At 34.8% G+C, this 20,090-nt stretch carries 18 protein-coding genes and 1 pseudogene; 1 reads left to right on the top strand and 18 read right to left on the bottom strand.

The features are described 5' to 3' along the window. Positions 1-136 precede the first annotated feature (136 nt). The 12 genes from BTOYO_RS16340 to BTOYO_RS16285 form a co-directional block, all read right to left on the bottom strand. A complete protein-coding gene (locus BTOYO_RS16340) occupies positions 137-1,372 on the bottom strand; it encodes a sensor histidine kinase (RefSeq protein WP_033657392.1) in 1,236 nt (411 codons plus the stop codon). A gap of 11 nt (positions 1,373-1,383) precedes the next feature. Beyond that, positions 1,384-2,055, bottom strand: coding sequence for a response regulator transcription factor (locus tag BTOYO_RS16335; protein WP_001238627.1), 672 nt, complete (start codon positions 2,053-2,055; stop codon positions 1,384-1,386). Between the two features lie 212 nt (positions 2,056-2,267). Next, on the bottom strand, positions 2,268-2,972 hold the full coding sequence (locus BTOYO_RS16330) for a metallophosphoesterase family protein (protein ID WP_001079919.1): 705 nt from the start codon (positions 2,970-2,972) through the stop codon (positions 2,268-2,270). Positions 2,973-3,390: 418 nt separating this feature from the next. Continuing rightward, positions 3,391-4,767: an ABC transporter substrate-binding protein gene (locus BTOYO_RS16325; protein ID WP_000054808.1), complete on the bottom strand. Its 1,377-nt coding sequence runs from the start codon at positions 4,765-4,767 to the stop codon at positions 3,391-3,393. 27 nt (positions 4,768-4,794) lie between these two features. Continuing rightward, complete coding sequence (locus tag BTOYO_RS16320; RefSeq protein ID WP_000635953.1) at positions 4,795-5,616, bottom strand: carbohydrate ABC transporter permease; 822 nt, start codon at positions 5,614-5,616, stop codon at positions 4,795-4,797. After that, positions 5,613-6,545: a carbohydrate ABC transporter permease gene (locus BTOYO_RS16315; RefSeq protein ID WP_000573573.1), complete on the bottom strand. Its 933-nt coding sequence runs from the start codon at positions 6,543-6,545 to the stop codon at positions 5,613-5,615. Before BTOYO_RS16315 ends, BTOYO_RS16320 begins: the two co-directional genes overlap by 4 nt. After that, positions 6,545-7,642 carry an ABC transporter ATP-binding protein gene (locus BTOYO_RS16310; protein ID WP_000571195.1) on the bottom strand — a complete coding sequence of 366 codons (1,098 nt, stop codon included), beginning with the start codon at positions 7,640-7,642 and terminating at the stop codon, positions 6,545-6,547. The genes BTOYO_RS16315 and BTOYO_RS16310 overlap by 1 nt, the downstream gene beginning before the upstream one ends. Next, complete coding sequence (locus BTOYO_RS16305; RefSeq protein WP_000471996.1) at positions 7,639-8,205, bottom strand: glycerol-3-phosphate responsive antiterminator; 567 nt, start codon at positions 8,203-8,205, stop codon at positions 7,639-7,641. Before BTOYO_RS16305 ends, BTOYO_RS16310 begins: the two co-directional genes overlap by 4 nt. 308 nt (positions 8,206-8,513) lie before the next feature. After that, positions 8,514-9,194: a GNAT family protein gene (locus tag BTOYO_RS16300; RefSeq protein WP_001212343.1), complete on the bottom strand. Its 681-nt coding sequence runs from the start codon at positions 9,192-9,194 to the stop codon at positions 8,514-8,516. A 180-nt stretch (positions 9,195-9,374) separates the two neighbouring features. Then, positions 9,375-10,247 carry an ankyrin repeat domain-containing protein gene (locus tag BTOYO_RS16295; RefSeq protein ID WP_000287349.1) on the bottom strand — a complete coding sequence of 291 codons (873 nt, stop codon included), beginning with the start codon at positions 10,245-10,247 and terminating at the stop codon, positions 9,375-9,377. A 440-nt stretch (positions 10,248-10,687) separates the two neighbouring features. Then, on the bottom strand, positions 10,688-11,191 hold the full coding sequence (locus tag BTOYO_RS16290) for a nitrous oxide reductase accessory protein NosL (protein ID WP_001220934.1): 504 nt from the start codon (positions 11,189-11,191) through the stop codon (positions 10,688-10,690). A 134-nt stretch (positions 11,192-11,325) separates the two neighbouring features. Further along, complete coding sequence (locus tag BTOYO_RS16285) at positions 11,326-11,580, bottom strand: hypothetical protein (RefSeq protein WP_000450026.1); 255 nt, start codon at positions 11,578-11,580, stop codon at positions 11,326-11,328. A gap of 255 nt (positions 11,581-11,835) precedes the next feature. On the opposite strand from BTOYO_RS16285, the gene BTOYO_RS16280 reads away from it, so the two are divergent. Then, positions 11,836-13,140, top strand: a complete 1,305-nt coding sequence (locus BTOYO_RS16280) for a CitMHS family transporter (protein WP_000880435.1) — start codon at positions 11,836-11,838, stop codon at positions 13,138-13,140. A gap of 43 nt (positions 13,141-13,183) precedes the next feature. Here BTOYO_RS16280 and BTOYO_RS16275 read toward each other — a convergent pair whose 3' ends face one another. From BTOYO_RS16275 to BTOYO_RS16255, 6 genes and pseudogenes are all read right to left on the bottom strand, one after another. After that, positions 13,184-13,876, bottom strand: coding sequence for a response regulator (locus BTOYO_RS16275; protein WP_000503458.1), 693 nt, complete (start codon positions 13,874-13,876; stop codon positions 13,184-13,186). After that, positions 13,876-15,480, bottom strand: a complete 1,605-nt coding sequence (locus BTOYO_RS16270) for an ATP-binding protein (RefSeq protein WP_000669467.1) — start codon at positions 15,478-15,480, stop codon at positions 13,876-13,878. The genes BTOYO_RS16275 and BTOYO_RS16270 overlap by 1 nt, the downstream gene beginning before the upstream one ends. 160 nt (positions 15,481-15,640) lie before the next feature. After that, complete coding sequence (locus BTOYO_RS28335; protein WP_370512681.1) at positions 15,641-16,501, bottom strand: methyl-accepting chemotaxis protein; 861 nt, start codon at positions 16,499-16,501, stop codon at positions 15,641-15,643. Positions 16,502-16,630: 129 nt separating this feature from the next. Beyond that, positions 16,631-17,617, bottom strand: a pseudogene (locus tag BTOYO_RS28330) (cache domain-containing protein); the annotation flags it as partial. A 254-nt stretch (positions 17,618-17,871) separates the two neighbouring features. Continuing rightward, complete coding sequence (locus tag BTOYO_RS16260; protein WP_000155031.1) at positions 17,872-19,446, bottom strand: flotillin family protein; 1,575 nt, start codon at positions 19,444-19,446, stop codon at positions 17,872-17,874. 12 nt (positions 19,447-19,458) lie between these two features. Continuing rightward, complete coding sequence (locus BTOYO_RS16255) at positions 19,459-20,007, bottom strand: NfeD family protein (RefSeq protein ID WP_000478273.1); 549 nt, start codon at positions 20,005-20,007, stop codon at positions 19,459-19,461. Between the last annotated feature and the right edge of the window lie 83 nt (positions 20,008-20,090).

The following is a 20,090-nucleotide window of genomic DNA, read 5'->3' as shown; positions in this document are numbered from 1 at the left end:
AGAAAATTTACTCACATACACCTCTATAATCTCTTCTTCATGTAACAATTTTTCTTTATGCAATACATAATATAAATAGTTTCTTAACTTTCCCTTAAAAAAAGACGACCTTGTAAAAACAAGATCGTCTTCTTACTTATATTTTTTGATTTTTAGGGAGAACTACTTCAAAACAAGTACCCTCTCCCCATTTGCTCTCTACTAATATTTTTCCGTAATGCTTTTCTACAATCCACTTGGCGATTGAAAGACCTAATCCAGCTCCCTCTGATGTACTCCTTGCTTTATCCCCTTGATAAAAACGATCAAATAATTTTGGGATATCCTCTACTTTCACGCCTATCCCATCATCTTTCACCTGTATACAAATCGAGCTGCTCGTTTGCGTGCAATCAATTCGAATATGACCGCCTTCATTCGTATATTTCATCGCATTATCTAACAATATGACCATCATTTGATGAATCCGTTCTCTATCACCCATAAAAGACATGTTACGTTCTACTTTTAATATCATCTCTTTTTCTTGATAAGAAGCAATTTCTTTATATGGATCTACTATTTCTTCTAACAATTTACCCATTTCAAATGTTTTTTTATCCATCTCAATTTGATTTGAATCCGAACGTGCTAACAACAATAAGTTGCTAACTAGTTTCGATAACCGCCTGCATTCTTTAGATATTGTAGAAATGTCCATCGCTTTTTCTTCTATCGTAGCGGAGGGGGACTGAAATAACACATCCGTCTTTGATTGAATAACTGCAAGTGGCGTTCTTAATTCATGCGATGCATCGGAAACGAACTGCTGCTGTTTCTCCCATGAATTTTGAATCGGTATGAGTGCTCTGCCAGCTAGGAAAAAGCCGATACCTATTGCACAGAGACTTCCTATACTACAACCTATCACGAGAATTAAAAATAAAGTATTTAACATTCCTTCTTCCGCTGTTATATCTCGCACGATTTGAACTATTTCTCCATCTTTTTGAAGCGAAAATGCTCTAAAATATCGTCCTTGCACTTCAATATCTTGCAAATCCTCTAACTTTTTTGGAGAAAACTTTTCCAAATTCTCTTCAAAAATAGAACGGAATTTACGATTATCGCCCTCTATTTTCACTATTTTCCCATTCCAAGTTATTCTAGTTACCCGCGGATCTCCAATTTGGATTTTCTCCATGCGTTTTCTTGGTGGTATTTTAACATCTAGTTTTTCTCCATACTGAGCCATCATTTTTATAGATTGATCCACTTCATTATAAATACGCTTATATGTGTACGAATAAACAATACTACCTAATACTCCTATTAATAGGATAAATACTAATGAGTTCACTATAGTCAGACGAATGCGTGTTTTTTGAAACATACTTCCTTTTTTCATTTCTCTTTTAATATATATCCAATACCACGAACAGTTTGAATATCTTTCTGATAACCGAATGGCTCTAATTTTTTACGTAAATGATGCACATACACTTCTACAATTGCTACTGTCGTATCTGAATCAAATCCCCAAACACGATCGAAAATTTGTTCACGCATTAAAATCTTTCCGCTATTTTGAATGAGATACTCTAAAAGCTCATATTGTTTTAATGTCAGCTTAATATCTTGTCCCTCTACTTGAACATCTTTATCTTTTCCAAACAATTCAATTCCTTTATATCGAATTGTCTGCTTTGTTGTTAAACTACCACTTCTGCGTAATAAAGCACGAATTCTCGCCTTTAGTTCTGGTGCTTGAAACGGCTTTACGATATAGTCGTCTCCGCCAAAATCCAATCCTTTCACTCGATCTTCTAAAGAATCTCTCGCTGTTAAAAACAGGACTGGCGTTTCAATTCTTTCATCACGTATTTTTTGAATTACTTCAAACCCGTCCATTCCTGGCATCATCACATCAAGTAAAATTGCATCATAAATGTTTTGCATTGCCAAAAACAATCCATCTTCTCCATTTAACGCTGTATCTACTTCAAATTCATCACGCAAAATTTGTACGATAGACTCTAATAACGAAGCATTATCTTCTACTACAAGTAAGCGCATATTCTCACCTTCCATACTATAGTTCAATTCTATTTATTATTACATTTCTGCTCTTCATAACGAAAGAATGTAATCCTATTATGTAATTTCATTTTCAACTATTTCCTTCTAAGTTTTTGCTAGATATAAAATTTTGAGCCTTTATTATAAAAACTCTTTCTTAAATTTTGCTTAATAAAAAATTGAAAGAAATAAGATTCCCCTTATCTCTTTCAATTTTTTACTACGTACACCTTTTTACTCGGCAACTCCAAACAATTTAATTGACCGCCATACACAGCCCCGCCATCAATTCCAATAATACGATTACTACCAAAATATACTCCGCAATTCTCACTACCATGAAGCGTTTTTGTTTCCGTATGGCCAAATACAACAACCTTTTCGCCACTATATCCACTATGAAATTCATTACGGATCCACATTAACGTATATGGTTCAGATTCAGAAACTCGTTTCATTGGCTCAACACCAGCATGTACAAATATATACTCTTCTGTTTCAATGTAATGATCTAATTCTTGAATAAATTTTACATGTTCCTCTAATACGTGAGATTGTAAAATTGGCTTTTGGAAGTCCCCTTCATTAACTGCAATATCTTCTTCTACAAATCCATAGCTATATAACGTTTTATCTCCACCATTTCTTTTTACCCAATGGTTCCATGAGCGTTCCTCATCTGTCGTTAGCGCTTTAATCATCATATCTTCATGATTTCCCTTTAAAACGAATGCTCCTTCTTCTTTTAGCTCTTTCACCTTTTCAAGTACAGCACGTGCATTCGGACCACGATCCACATAATCCCCTAATAGAATTAATTGATCTTGTTTTGCGTTGTATTGTATTTCCTCAAGTAACTTTTTAAATTTATCAATCTCTCCATGAATATCACTAATGACAAGTATCCTATTCATTTTTCTCCTTCTTTCTAAATAAAGTTATTTCTAATTATAACTTTATTTAAAGGAATTTTCTGAACTCAACTACTAGAAAGTATTATTATTACAAATGCAGCTAATTTCCTTACAACACTGTAAGTCTCTTGTCATTCAATTCGATAGTTGTAATTACTATATTTCCTTATACTAAAAGTAAGAAATGAAACAAAAAACAAGGAGAGATGAGATATGAAAAAAGTGATGGAAGTTGTAGTAGCGGTGGTAGAGGTTTTCGTAAATGGTAAGCAAGTTGCAATGGAGTTAAATAAATAATGAAAAGGACAATATTCATTCTAGACCCTTTACTCATATAAAAGAGATAAGAGTTCATCATTTCTTTGATCCCTTATCTCCCTATAAAGAAAGCCGTATCCCTTTAGGATACGGCTTTCTTTTATTTTTGGCTCGTACGAGCTGAAATGCTAATCGCTCTATCTGTTGCTTTTGCAGCTTCATCCAACGCTTCTTTACTATTCTTTCCGTCATACATTGCTTCTAATGCTTTTACAACTGCATCTCGTGATTCTGGGAATACACTAATTAATGCACCTTGAGTTGCTGGAGATTGCTTCGTCGCTTGTAATTGTTCTACTGTTACTTTTAACTGTGGATATTTTTCATATTGCTCTTTTACTAACGATTCATTATATGCATCTGGATTAATTGAGAAATATCCTGTTGCAGTATGCCATTTTGCTTGTACGTCTGGCTTCGTTAAATATTTCATAAAGTCCCATGCACCTTGCTGCGTTTCTTCTGAAACCATATTCGTCATCCATAATGATGCACCGCCAATAACAACACCATTTCGCTTTGAATCTTCTGGATACGGAATATACGAAACACCTACATTAAACTTAGATGCATCAATTAAATCACGAACACCTGCTGAAGAATCTAAATACATAGCAACTTGTCCAGATTGGAACGCGGCACGAATATCATCCCAACTTGCTCCATACTTTCCTAGTGCACCAGCTTTATTCAATTCATCTAACATTCCAAATACTTTCTGTCCTTCTTTACCGTTAAATACCGCTTTCTTTGCAGCATCTTTACGGCCATTTTCATTATCTACATATAAAGCCCCTTGTGTCGCTAACAATTCTTCAAAGAACCAACCATAATTGAGCATAGAAAATCCATATTGTTTTACATTTCCGCCTTCTTTAAACGTTAACTTTTTCGCGGCTTCTTTTAATTCAGCATATGTTTGTGGAGCTTTCTCTGGATCTAACCCAGCCTTTGCAAAAGCATCTTTATTATAAATTAATACTGGCGTAGATGAATTAAATGGCATAGAATACATTTTTCCATCAACTGAATAATAATTTGTAATTGCTTTTTCTAATTTTGATGTATCGTACTTATCTTTTTTAATCCAACTATCGATAGGCGTAATCTTTTTGCTATCAATCATATATTTCGTTGTAATTTCACTCGATTGAACAAGAGCTGGAGCTTCTTTCGTAGCAGACATCGTTTTAAACTTCGTTAAAGACTCTTCGTATGTTCCTTGAAACTCTGCCTTTATCTCGTACTTATTCTGCGATTTATTATAGTCTGCAACAAGCCCATCTAGTACACCTTGTGTTTTTCCACCCATCGCATGCCAAAAACGAATTACAGTTTTATCACCATTTTTTTCAACTGGTGCTACTTTTGCCTGCGCTTCAGGTTTCCCCTCTGTTTTACTATTTGAACAAGCAGCCCCAGTTAATGCCATTGTGGCTGCCATTAAAAGAGCAGCACTTTTTTTCAATAAACTCATCTCAATCCCACCTTTTCCTATGTATGCTTATTTAATTGCACCTTTTGTTAATCCTTGTTGTAATTGCTTTTGCCCTAAAAATAGTAAAATCAACGTTGGAATGACGATAACCGTAACACCGGCCATTACGCTTCCCCAATCAGTTGCAACTTCTTGAGATTGAAGTTGCTTCACACCAATTTGAACTGTTCTGACTTTTTCATCAGTGGTCACTAAGAGCGGCCACAAGTACATATTCCATGTTGTTAAAAAGCTATATACTCCAAGCGTAATAAAACTCGTTTTACAATACGGAATTACAACGCTGAATAAAAACCTTACATTTCCAATCCCTTCAATAAAAGCAGCTTCTTTCAATTCATTCGGAAGCGTCATAAAATGTTGGCGTAATAAGAAAATACCGAAAGCTGTTGCAAAAAATGGCACTGTCATCCCAGCAAAGCTATTGATCCAACCAAAGTTTTGAATCGTTAAAAAGTTCGGTACCATCGTTGCTTCCCACGGAATAAGCATCGTTGAAATAAACAAGAAGAAAATTACGTTTCTCCCTTTAAACTGAAGAAAAACAAAAGCATAAGCTGCTAAACTGGATACGATAAGTTGTCCAATCATAACAATCGTCGATACAATTAAACTGTTGTACAAGTATGTAAAAAGCGGTACTTTTCGAAAGATATTCATAAAATTATCGAAAGTAAATTGGGTCGGAAATAACCTTCTCATTTGAATATCATCTGGTGTCATAAAGCTTATTAAAAACGCATAGAGTACAGGAAAAAACACCATTACTGCACTAATAATGAGCAGCATGTATAATAGGAAATTTTGTTTCCACTGTTTAACGATCATTTATAATGCACCTTTCTCTCAGCAAACTTAAATTGAAGTAATGTAGCAATAAAAATGAAAACAAATAATACCATCGCTTGTGCACTTGCTGTTCCAAATTGATGATTCACAAATGCCTCTTTATAAATCGAATACACAATTAAATTCGTTTCATCATTCGGTCCACCGTGCGTTAAAATATCAATTTGTCCAAAACTTTGGAATGCACTAATTAACGTTACTGTCACGATAAAGAATAAAGTTGGTGATAGCATCGGTAATGTAACGCGGCGAAGCTTATATAAATAACTAGCACCATCTATAGATGCACTCTCATATAAAGACGTATCAATATTTTGCAAACCACCTAATATAACTAAAAATGCAAATCCTGTATTCACCCAAACCGTTGTAACCGATACAGAAAACAGTGCCCAGTCCGGACTCGTTAACCATGCGATTGCCGGAAGATTCATAGCGGCTAATATATTATTAAATAACCCTACACTTGGATGAAATAAAAATAGCCAAATCACTGCGCTAGCAGCTACTGATATTCCCATCGTTGAAGAAAAGAGAACACGGAACAATCCAATACCTCTTACTTTTTCATTTGCAATTAATGCAAGAAATAAGGCGAATACAATACTAGTAGGCACTGTATATAAAACAAATAATAAAGTTGACTTTATACTTTTGTAGAAAGCAGGATCAGAAAATAAATATTGATAATTTTCTAAGCCAACGAAAAGATTGGCTTCTCCGTGTATATCTGTTAAATAAAAGCTATAGTAAATCGTCCTAAACAATGGATAGAAAAGAAAAATTGAAAATAACAAAATAGATGGAGCCAAAAACAATAATCCTATTCTTAAATCTTTCGTTCTGCCCCATAAACTCTTCTTTTTTGACACTGCTGTTTGAACTGGTAGCTTCCCTACTTCAATCATTATTTCGCCACCACTTTCAACTCTTCTTCAGCCACCACTTTTAATCGTTCATTCTTATTTTGGTGAAAGAAACATAGTTTTTCTTGCGAGAATAATAATTTTACTTTGTCACCTTTGTTCAGGATTAACTGTCCGATGACTTTCGCACTCCAAGTTGTTCCATTTACCGCAAAGTTTAATATAGACTCATTCCCTAATACTTCTACAGATTGCAGCGTAACTTCTTGTCCTGCCTCAGACAATGCAATATGCTCAGGACGCATACCTATTCGAATTGTCCCTGCTGGTAATTGCTTTAACTGTCCAATAGATAATGGAATTTGCAATTGCCCTATATGTAATACGCCTTTTTCTTTATCCACTTCTCCATCATTTATATTCATAGAAGGAGAACCTATAAAACTTGCAACAAATTCATTTGCTGGTTCGTTGTATATATCAAGAGGTGTTCCAACTTGTTGTATACTTCCTTTATTCAAGACCATGATACGATCTCCCATAGTCATCGCTTCTATTTGATCGTGAGTAACGTAAATCATCGTAATTCCGAGTCGTTGCTGAATTTCTCTAATTTCAATCCTCATTTGCGCACGTAATTTCGCATCTAAATTCGAAAGTGGTTCATCCATTAAACAAATCGGTGCTTGACTCACGATCGCCCTGGCAAGCGCAACACGCTGTCTTTGTCCGCCTGATAATTGGCCCGGTTTCATTTTCACATACTCTTTCAGCCCTACCATTTCAATAGCTTCTATTAATCGTTTTTGTCGCTCTTCTTTTTGTACCTTCCTTACCTTAAGTCCAAATAAAATATTTTCTTCTACAGTTAGGTGTGGATATAATGCATAATTTTGAAATACCATTGATAAATTACGGTCTTTCGGCTCTAAATTATTTGCAACACGTTCATTAATCATTAAATCTCCCGAAGAGATTTCTTCTAAGCCAGCGATCATTCGTAGTAATGTACTTTTTCCACATCCCGAAGGTCCAACTAAAACGAAAAATTCTCCCTTCTTAATATGAACCGATACATCTTTAACCGCTGTCTCTTCCGCATTTATATATATCTTTGAAACATCTTTCAATTCGATCACAAGGTTGCACTCCTTTTTTCTTCTTGTATCCATACTTCATAATGACTCGTTGAAATCGCACTTGCTCCCGCACGAATGGCAATTTCCGCATCTTCCCGCGTTTGAATCAATCCACCTGCAATAATAGGAAACTCTATTTTCTCTGCTAGCTGTTTTATAATAGAAGGCATAATTCCAGGCATAATCTCTACCGCATTTGGTTTAGTCGTTTTACAATTTTCAATTGATTTTGTAAGAGATAAAGTATCGACAATAAAAATTCGTTGAATCGTTTTTAATCCAATTTTATTGGCATTTCGAATTGTCGAACCTTTTGTTGAAATAATACCTTGTGCTCCGATAACATCTTGAATATACAAAAGGGCTTCCTCTGTGTTCGTATTTAAGCCTTGTATAAAATCACAATGAAGAAATACATCATGTCCATGTTTCTGTAATTCGTATACACGCTCTGGTAACTCCAGCATTGAACCAGTCATAAGAAAAACTGTTTTCGGTAATTTTTTGTACGCTTTATACCCTTTCCAATCCTTTATCATCGCGATATGAGGTTCTTTAAACATTTATTCCACCTAGCTTTTCTATTTTTATCCAAACTAAAAACACCTACTTACATAGAACACCCTTCTCCTTATTTGAACTCTAGGGAATAGAGCACACCTAAGAAAGTGGCACGTTATATGTAAGCGGGTGTTCTCAAATGTTCTCTACCCTAGTTATTTTGTTACCTTTACTATATTACGCATTTATTAAGTCAGTTTTGATAAATTGTTAATTAGGTGTTAATCGAATGTTAATATTCACCATATTGTTTTTTACAATAATCCAGATATACGAATAAACTCTAACAGAACACAACAATATTTACATTTCAATCAATATGTAAATTCATTCCATAGTTAATAAGTTTTAGTTTTCTCGCCACTGCTTGTGAAGCACAATTATCCCAAGAGGTACTATAAAGCGGAATACGTTTTTCTTCTGTTATTGACATTTCCCAAGCTTTAACGACATCAGCACCATATCCCTTTCCCTGGAAGCCCTCTACAGTTTCCACACTTGCCTCAGTAGCTATAGGCGTACTTCTTGCACTGCAGCATATAGAAACGACTTGTTCATTTTCAACAATTGCAAAATAAGGTTGCCTCCATTCCATCTGTTCTATTAGATTAGGAAAATTTTCTCGCATGAGCTCTTTATTCTTCTCTGTTATTTGTATCACCCTAGTCGGCTCATTTGAATTATTTGGAAACATGTAAGCAGGACCCATCCAAATATTCTCTACCGTTCTCTCTTCATTTAATACTTTCATGATCTTTGCTATCTCTATGTGATTTGAACGTTCTCGAATTAATTTCTCAATCTTACTTATTATTTCACCATCCAAATTACAATGATATCTCGTTATATTCCCTTCACGAGTTTTGCTAAGAAAAAAACGTGGTGCTTTCGGATTTCCCTGTTCATTTACACTCTTTATTCTTCCCACTTGATTATGAACAAATAAAACCTCTGCCTGAATTACTATTAACTCAAGTTCTGAAAATCGCATTTATGCCCTCCTTCATTACCCTGTGTAGCCTCCATATACCATCCATTCATACTCTATTTTCTGATGTTCAAAACAAAAATCCCATTTAAATACACATTACTGAATCAATCATACTAAAATGACTTCTTCATTCTGTCTATCTAAATGGGATTATTTCGTACTCTTTATGTCTTTTTCTTATTATTCCACCGGTTGTGGTTGCGGCTGCACTACTTCATTCGCACCAGCTATTCTCAACACATTCGCAATATCTTTAAAACCTCTTTTTTCAGCATATTGCAGCGGCGTAATATTTTCCTTATTGGCCATATTTACATCTGCCCCGTGGTCAATAAGCATTTGAATTACTTTCTTATGGCTTTCACTACCATTTCCCAATACAATTGCTTCTATTAAAGCTGTACCACCACGTTCATTTTTATAATTCACATCAATATCTGTATGCTCTAATAATTCTTTAACAACCTCTACATGACCACGCTCAGATGCAGAAATGAGTGCTGTGCCACCTGACTTAGTCGTTTCTTTCGTATTAACTCCTGCATTAATTAATACTTTTACAATATCCGTATACCCTTCTCTACTTGCATAAAGGAATGGATTGCTTTGTTTCTCATCTTTGACTTCAATATTTGCACCTGCACCAATTAATGCTTTAACTGTCTCTACATGATTTTGGTACGTTGCTGCAAGGATAGGGGTTTCTCGGTTGTCACCTTCTACGTTTATATTCGCTCCATCCTGAATCAACTTCATAGCTGTCTCTGTGTCTCCAAGAGTCGCTGAAAGTAACAACTGTTTGTCCAGTAAATTTATACTTTTTTCTTCTTTAACTTCTTCTTGTTCTTTATGCTTTTCTTTTTTCTTTTCGTTTTTCACATGAACCGGTTTCGATTCTGGTTCCTCTTGCTTATCGCAAGCCACTACCGTCATTAAAAGTCCTAATAACATACATAATAAAATTTTTTGTTTTCTCACAACTACAGCTCCTATGAAAGATAATGTTTTCTTAACCATTCCTCCATCACATACAATAACTCTTCTTGAGTACATTTATCCATAAGCCCTTTATATTCCTTCTTTAATCGGATTATCTTAAGCTTATCCTATGTTTCTCAACCTATTGGAATGATACGCCTGATGGCCTCATCATTAACATTATGAAGCAATTAGTTTAGCACGTTTTAACCGCATTTGTATACATTTCTAAAAAGTACATAAAGTGAAACTTTAATTAGTGGGGGTTTTGTTCATCTACCACTAATTATTAGTTGAACCAATCGGGCTTTTACGGGCAGTTGATCTCCACCTAACTTCTTTGCTTTCACTAAATTTTGAGGTGGGGATCTTACTGCCCGTTAATGCGGGATAAATGATTGCTTTAGGTCACTATACTCCATTGTAACCGTTCTTCTAAAAATTTTACACCTTTTCTATATTTGCACCTGAGTAATGCTAGAAAAAGACAACTATATAGTTGTCTTTTTCTAGTATTAATGATGCCCACCGTGATTCCCTGTTTTCGGTTTCCCCATCATTTCTTTATTCATTTCCCATTTATGCTCTGCTAGCTCTTTATACGAAAGAACCTTACCCTTATAGTTAGATACAAAGCTCTCTGCATCTTTTTTATTTTTAAATGAAATGACATTATAAGCCATTGGTGTCGTTATTGTTTTATCATATACGTAAGTAGCGTCTTCTAACGAAACCCAATCTTTCGAATCATAATCTCGAACAAATTTTTCTTTCGTCTTTTCGCCTGGATTAATCTCCATCCATTTATACATACAACCAATATCATCAAACTTTAACGCTTTTCCATTTTCTAAAATGATTTCTGTTGCAAATTGATTATCCGTTACCCCAATTTGGCAAATATCACACTTATCATGTTTCTCATCAATTGCCACAGCTGTTGTTCCCTTTTTCCCACACCCCACTATCGTAAATAAGAAACATAAACATATAGCAAGCACAACATACTTTATTCTCATCACTATTCCTCCCTAAAAACCGTATACTCCACAAGGAGAATATCAAAAACTTGTGTGGGATTTGTGAAAAAACAATGTGCTTTTTGTAATATAGAAAACAAAAAAGATGTGTAGCTATTTCTACACATCTTTCATCATTCACAGCCTGTAATTAATAAATCATCTTCTAACTTAACTAATAATGTATCTGTATTAATTTTCTGCCCAACTTCTACATTTACTAATCTTATATTTCCACTGATACCGACCGCGACTTTTTCAAGCTCACCATTATTTTTTCGGACCATCATTAATTTTTCCCACTCATATACATAAGAAGATTCATTAACAAAAATCTCTTCTATCTTCCCCTCATAAGAACTATAAACTTCTTCTATTCTCGTTTCCATTCAAAATCTACTCCCTACTTCGCACTTCACTATTTTCACCTTATTCTATCACTCTTGTTAGAAGTAAATTATATTTTTAAAAATTCAAAATTACCTTCGTGAACAATATGACCAAAATAAAAATTATGCTTCTAATGGTGTTATTTTTCAAATTATTTACCATTTGGATAGATGCTTTTATGATAAACAAAAAACATTGTTCTGAATTTTTACTTTGTTTTGAAAGCGCAATCATTTTTTTAAGGGGGAGATCGGATGTTAGCTCTACTTGGATTTGCAATGGTATTTGTCTTTATGTTTTTAATCATGACGAAACGTATGTCAGCATTAGTAGCATTAATATTAATTCCAATTACTTTCGCATTAATTGGCGGATTTTATGCAGACATGGGTCCTATGATGTTAGAGGGCATTCAAAAATTAGCACCTACCGGTATTATGCTTATGTTTGCCATTTTATATTTTGGAATTATGATCGATAGCGGTTTATTCGATCCTGTCATTAGTAAAATATTAAAATTTGTAAAAGGGGATCCTTTAAAAATTGTTGTTGGTACAGCCATTCTTACTATTATTGTTTCATTAGATGGGGATGGAACAACAACGTATATGATTACTGTTTCCGCAATGTACCCATTATATAAACGTCTCGGAATGAATCCACTTATATTAGCTGGGGTTGTTATGTTAGGGGCAGGTGTGACAAATCTTACACCTTGGGGTGGACCAACTGCTCGAGTTATGAGTGCACTTGGACTAGATGCATCAGAGCTCTTTACACCACTTATACCAGGAATGATTGCTGGTGCAATTTGGGTAGTTTTCGTTGCCTACTATCTTGGAAAAAAAGAAAGAAAACGTTTAGGCATTATGGATGTGCAATATTTAAAACAAATGCAAACAATGGATGAGCAAGCTGCCACAGTAGAAGCTGCCGTGCATAAACGCCCTAAACTTCTATGGATTAACTTTTTATTGACCGCTACATTACTTGTCTGTCTCATACTAGAAGTTATGCCGTTACCTGTTCTCTTTACAGTTGCTTTCGCTATTGCTGTTATGATTAACTATCCAAACTTAGAACAACAAAAAGAACGTATTGCCTCTCATGCAGGAAACGTATTAGCTGTTGTTTCACTCGTATTTGCTGCTGGAATTTTCACTGGTATTTTATCTGGAACAAAAATGGTAGATGCAATGGCTCAAAGTGTAGTAACTCTTATACCAGATGCACTTGGACCACAGTTGCCAATTATTACAGCTCTTCTTAGTATGCCGTTCACATTTTTCATGTCCAATGATGCATTTTACTTCGGGGTATTACCTATTTTAACGAAGGCTGCTGCTACTTATGGAATTAGTGCAGCTGAAATGGGACGCGCTTCCTTACTCGGTCAACCCGTTCACTTATTAAGTCCTCTTGTCGCTTCCACTTATTTATTGGTCGGAATGGCTAAAGTTGATTTTGGTGAACATCAACGCTTCACTTTATTGTGGGCCGTTGGAACGACAATGGTGATGTTGATTACTGGAATTGTAATTGGGATTATTCCAATATAAGACGCAAAAAACAGTAGAAGAAATAAACCCTCTACTGTTTTTGTTATGAAGAAACGAGAAAATACCTTCTCTCTGGTCTCCCTACACTTCCATATATAAGCTCTGCATGTACTTTCTTCCCAGATATTAAATACTCTAAATAGCGTCTCGCTGTTGATCGACTTACTCCAACCATCGAGCTTAACACTTCTGCGGTAATTCCTTCTTCATTAACTGTTAACATATGCTTTTTTATTTTCGCTAAAGTTAAAGGATCTATTCCTTTTGGAGCATATTCAACTGTATTTCCCTTCACACCTCTTTGAGACCATAAGTGTTCAATTTGTTCTGTAGATAATTGATTGCTTTTCTTTAACTGCCTAATCTTTTTTTGATAACTTTCTAAACTCGCTTTAAAACGGTCAAACATAAGTGGTTTTACGATATAATCAGTTACTCCACCACGTAAAGCATGCCTTACTACATCAGTTTCCGATGCAGCTGTAATCATAATAATATCTGTATCATGCAAATTATGCCTAATATATGTGACAAGTTCTGTTCCTTGTATATCAGGTAAGTACACGTCTAATAAAACGAGTTGTGGCTTCACAAGCTCTAGCCATTCCTTCGCTTGTTCCCCAGTCGTTGCTGTTCCAATTACTTTAAATCCTTCAATTTTTTCAGTAAAACGCCGATGAATGTCCGCAATCCGAATATCATCTTCTACAATTAATACTTCAATCTCCTCACCCATTACAACTCGCCTCTCTCTTTCGGTAATGCAATAATGAACAACGCACCACCTAAATCCCCTTTTTCAATTGCAATGCTTCCATTTAAATCTTCTACTAACTCTTTCACTTTTGCTAATCCATATCCTCGCTTCTCTCCTTCTTTCGTTGAAAAGCCTTTATAAAATATGCTAGTAATTATTTCATCATGAATCCCTTGCCCCGAATCTTCCACTTCAATTAATATTTCTTCTCCGATATCTGTTACAAACATTCTAACTTTCTTATCATGCTCTTGATTTTTTTCAATTGCTTCAAATGCATTCGTAATTAAATTCCCTAAAATCGAAACGACATAATTACTCTCAATATGCGGACTTAATGTTTCTAAACTACTTTCTCGATCTAGTACAAAATCAATCTTCAACTCTCTTGCCCTATTATAAAATCCAATTAAAATTCCACCTAGCCATGGATTTTGAATTCGCTTCATAATAAATTGAACAAAATCTTGATATACCGCCGTCTCCTTATGAATGAGCTCTAGAGCATCTTCATATGACTCTAATTGGATAAGACCTGAAAGCGTATACAATAAATTGTTGTATTCATGGGTTTGTGCTCGTAACGCCTCTGTATATTGCTTCGTCTGAGATAATTCTGCTGTTAACTGGTCCATTTCAGATTTCAAACGTAAGCTCGATACGACGCCGGTTACTTTATTATTTACTTTAATAGGTAGACGATTAGCAATAACAGCCTGCCCTTTTATATTTAATTGACGATCAAACTGTTCTTCACCAGTTTGAAGTACATCTAGTATGGATGAATTAGGAATTATATTTAAAATAAATGATCCAATGATATTTTTTCGGTTGTCTAGTGAAAGAATATCGTAGGCTGCTTGATTGACTAAACTAATCATGCCCTTTTTATCAATTACGATAATCCCTTCTCGTACAGATTGAATCACTGTACTATGCTCTTCATATAAAGATGAAATTTCTTCTGGTTCCATCCCAAACATCATTCTTTTTATACTTGCAGCTAAATATATGGAACCGATTATTCCCATTAACAAACCGATTATTGTAATCCAAAATACACGCTTTCCATACACTTCTACCGCTCCATGAATATCATCCATTGAAAATCCAACAGATACTACACCAATAATTTTATTATCCTGATTACGGATTGGAACTTTTCCGCGTAAGGAAGGTCCTAATGATCCCGTTGCTTTCGAAACGTAAGATTTCCCTTCTAATAGCACTCCTTTATTATCTCCACCAACCATTACTTCTCCTATTTTGTCTTTCTTGGGGTGTGCATAACGAATCCCTTCTTTATTTCCAACCACAATAAAATCAGCATCTGTATCAATTCGAATTTTTTCTGCAATCGGTTGAATAATAGAAGCTGGATTTTCTTTTTGAAAAGCTTCCGCGATTTCCGGTATAGCTGCAACTGTTTTCGCAACATGCAAAGCTCTTTTACCAATTTGCTCTTCTACTGTTTCAGATAATATGTAGTAAAACAAATAACTTGTTAACAAAAGCACAACAAGAATAAGTGTACTAATAGTTAATGTAATTCTCGGTTGTAGTTTTAATTTTTTAAATTTCAAAACCATTCCCCTAACATGGATAAAGATAGAATTTAAAGAAAATACAGTTTTTTCAATTGTTAAACTTAATCATAACACGGTTACTACACATTTCTTTATTTTTATCTCCATAAAAAAAGAAACGAAGTAAAATTACTACCTCGTTTCTTAATATTTTTTATTACACTTTAAACTTGCCAATCATCTCTTGCAATTCTTCTGCCATTTGTGATAAGTGAACTGCTGCTCCATTAATTTCATCTACTGAAGCTAATTGCTCTTCAGAAGAGCCAGCAATATTTTGAACACTTGCTGCATTTTCTTCAATCGTAGCTGCAATTTCATTAATAGATGCACTTACTTGTTTGGCATCTACCGTCATTTGTTTCGCTACTTCTACCATACTATCAATTTGCACAACTGTATCATTTGTAGATTTCAATATTTCAGCAAAGCTTTGCTTCGTTTCATTTGCAACTACAAGACCTGATTGTACTTCTGTTCCAACTTGATTCATAGAGCTTACCGTTTCTTTTATATCAAATTGAATCTCTTTCACTAGTTTTCCAATTTCCGTAGAAGACTGTCCTGATTGTTCAGCTAATTTTCGCACTTCATCCGCTACAATTGCAAATCCTCTTCCTTGCTCCCCAGCTCTTGCAGCCTCAATTGCAGCATTTAATGCTAATAAATTTGTCTGCTCTGCAATATGTTGAATCACTTCCAGAATTGCTCCGATTTGTTTCGACTTATCATCTAATAAAGCAATGACTTTATCTGAATTTGAAACTGACTCATGAATTAATTGCATTTGATTCACAGTTTGCTCAACTAACTTCCCACCATCTTCAGCTTTTTTCTTCGTATACATAGAAGCTGTTGATACTAATGAAGAACTATCAGCAACACGCTGAACTCCTTCTGTAACTTCTTCTAATAACGTCGCTCCTTCTTCAACTTCTCTCGTTTGTATTTCAGCCCCACTCGACACTTGCTCTATAGCTTGTGTAATTTGTTCTGTCGCTTCACTTGTCTGCTTCATGCTAGCTGTTAATTCTTCTGAAGATGCTGCTACATGACTTGCTGAAATATTTATATTGGAAATGACATTATGTAATGATGATGCCATCTCATTAAAACTTTCTCCTAACTGCCCGATTTCATCTTTAGAATGAACTGTAATAGATTCTGTTAAATCACCTTCACTAATTTTCCTAGATGATAGAACAAGTTGTTTTAACGGTTTAATAATAGAAGCAATTATGAAGTAAATTAAAACCCCACCAATCATTAATGAAATCCCAATAACAGTTATCGTTTTATAGAAAATAGGTTCAGCCGCTTGAATAATTTCTTTTGAAGGCATTATCCCCGCTATTTTCCATCCAGTTTTCTTATTCGTTTTAAAAGTAATGTTACGATCTTCACCATCTAATGAATAATGAAAATCACCAGCTTCCTGTTTATAAAATTCCTTACTAAGTTTCTCTTCTAACTTCACACCCGGCTTCAGTGTCGGGTGTGCGACTACATTTTTATCTTGATCAAATATCGCTACATAACCTTCCTTACCGATATTAACCATCTTGGAAGTAGTTACAATATTATTGATAATTAAGTCAATCCCAAGAACGCCACTTTTATCCTCATTTTGTTTTGCCAGTGTGATAACAGTATTCCCTGTCGTTTTTGACTTATATGGAGCAGTTACAATTACTTCTCCGCTTTTTTTCACTGCCTCTTTATACCAATCTCTTTCTGTAGGATTATATCCTTCCGGCATTTGAATTGCCGGTGATTGAATAAATTGCCCGTTGCTAGACCCAGTATAGATAGCTTCCATTTCCGGATGTAACTTATTATATTCTTCTAGTTTATTTTGGATATTTTGTATTTGATCCGCTTGGTAACTTGATTGTGTAAATAATTTCGTAAAATAAGTTGCATCTACTTTTTTACTATCCAATTCCTTATTAATTACATTATCCAAAATTTTTATATTATCTTTCGCCGAGTTTAAAATCGTTTCATTAAAATTTGTTTTCGCCTGCTGATAAGACGTCCAACCAATTACAATACTTGGAAGAATTAAAATGATAATAAATGACACAAGTAACTTTGTTTTTAAACTACTACTCCTTAACTTCCTTTGAAACATATTTCTACCCCTCCATACCGTTTTACATGCAATAAATTACAATTAATCTATTTATAAAAATTATAAGATATAAATAAATTGACGAGACTCTCTATTTCTTTTTACTCATCATTCTAAATTTAAAGGATTATTGCATACTTACTTCATTCTATAAAAATTAAATAATTAAAACAATGTATAAAAATGTATATTATTCGAAATATTATGATTCACAGAAGAACCTCTAGCACATGCTAGAGGTCCTGCCTACCTTACTATTCTTTATCTTTTTCTACTTCTTTTTTCTTATCTTCTACTACAGATACAACCGGTTTATCACTTGATAATTGTTGTACCGCTCCTTTTCCTGCAAATCCTTCTAATAGCTCTTTTAAGTCAATTCCAGAAGAAGCTTTTAAAGTTTCTTGCATCGTTGCCATTAAATCGGTCGCATAGCCCGCAACTTTTCCGGCCCCGCTATTTTTACCACCGCCGCCTGTATCGACAACTGTGATTTTATCAATGTTACTAAGCGGACTTGCAAGTTCCTTCGCATAACTTGGAAGCATTTTAAGAACCATATCCATAATTGCCGCTTGACCATATAATTCAAATGCTTCTGCAATTTTTTGTTTCGCTTCTGCTTCTGCTAAACCTTTTAACCTAATAACATCTGCCTCTGCTGTACCTTGTGCTTTTTGTACTTCCGCTTTCGCTTGACCTTGTGCTTTCTCAATCTCTGCTTTCGCTAAACCTTCTACACGAACTTCTTCTGCACGTGCTCTTGCTTCTGCTTCAATCTTATATTGATCCGCATCTGCCTTTTTCATTTGTTTTACTTTTTCCGCTTCTGCTGATTGTTCGACAGCATAGCGATCTGCATCTGCTTTTTTCTTCACTTCTGCATCATATTGCTTTTCACGACGTGCAATCTCTTTTTCTTCTAATTCAATTTGCTTTTCACGCTCAATGATTTTAACGCGCATTTGCTCTTCTGTAACACCTTGTTGCGCTTTCGCTTGTTGTAATTCGTAAGAAAGGTCCGCATCTGCACGAGCTTGTTCTTGATCTCTCTTATAGGACTGCACTTTTAATTCCTTATGTTTTTCAGCTTCAGCGATTTGTGCATCACGTTGATATTCTGCTTCTTTTGCTTCTTTCTCAGCACGAGCTTTTTCAATTCGTGCCTCTTTTTCACGCTCTGCATTTGCAACTGTTGCATCACGCTTAACCATTGCAATTTGCGGCTGTCCAAGCGCATCTAAGTATCCGTTTTTGTCCATTATTTCTTTAATTGTAAAAGAAACGATGCGAAGACCCATCTTCTTTAAATCTGTAGAAGCTACTTCATGCACCTTTTGAGCAAATTGCTCTCTATTACTATACGCATCTTCTACTGTCATAGAAGATAAGATAGCACGGAGATGCCCTTCTAAAACTTCTTTTGCTTCTATTTTTAACTCTTCCGTTTCTTTTCCTAAATATTGTTCAGCTGCTGTAGAAACTTCTTCAATTGTCGATCCTACTTTAATAATAGAAACACCATTTACTGTAATTGGTACACCTTGTTTCGTATACGTATCACGTGTACCAACTTCTAATTTGTAGTTTAATAGACTTAAAGGCTCTGCTCTTTGCATAATTGGAACTACAAAAGTACCGCCACCGCGAATAATCTTAATCTTCTTTCCATCATCAGTGGTAACAACATTTTTCCCACCACCAAGCCAGTTCCCTGTAACAATTAACGCTTCATCTGGACCAACTGTTCGATACTTCGTAATGAATACTAAAATGAGTAGAATTAAAATTGCGAGTAAAACTCCACCGACAATTAATGGAATCGTCATGTAAATTCCCCCTTATAATTTTGGTTTCTTTAAAGAATAAGCGATGTTTTGTACAAGCAAAACACCATCTTGAACTCCCTCGATAATAACTTCAGTTCCTTGTGAAATATCTTTCTTTCCAATTGTTTTAGCTGGGATTGCATTACTTCCAAATTGGGAGGAGATTAATACTTCACCAAATCCTTCTGTAGGAATTGTCGTAATGACTTCTCCCTTGCAACCAATGAATTCATCCATACGTTGTACGGTATTTTGTTCTGCTTCTGCAATCGGTTTTAAAATTAATATTTTCATTATGAAAACACCGATAAAAGATATAGCAAATGAACCAGCGAAAATAATAGTACTATTAAAGGAAAATAAATATTCTCCTATATAACTAAGTCCACATAACATAGCGAAGAAACTAAGTAGTAAAGTAACAACGGATACAGATCCGCCCCCAAAACTAAATATTGATTCAAATATATCTCCAAAGAAAATATAAATAACAGTGAGTATAGTAGCAATAATAAATCCATATAAATAAATTGTTTCAAGTGGATAACCAAACAAGAACATTTCTTATCCCCCTTTCTTAAACAATCCCTTTTTTGTTATGTGTATGCCTCACCTCTTTCAAAGATTATTAATCTCAATTTTCA

The organism is Bacillus toyonensis BCT-7112 (assembly GCF_000496285.1).
In the GTDB taxonomy this organism is placed as follows: Bacteria; Bacillota; Bacilli; order Bacillales; family Bacillaceae_G; genus Bacillus_A; species Bacillus_A toyonensis.
This window is presented reverse-complemented; position numbering and strand designations above follow the sequence as displayed.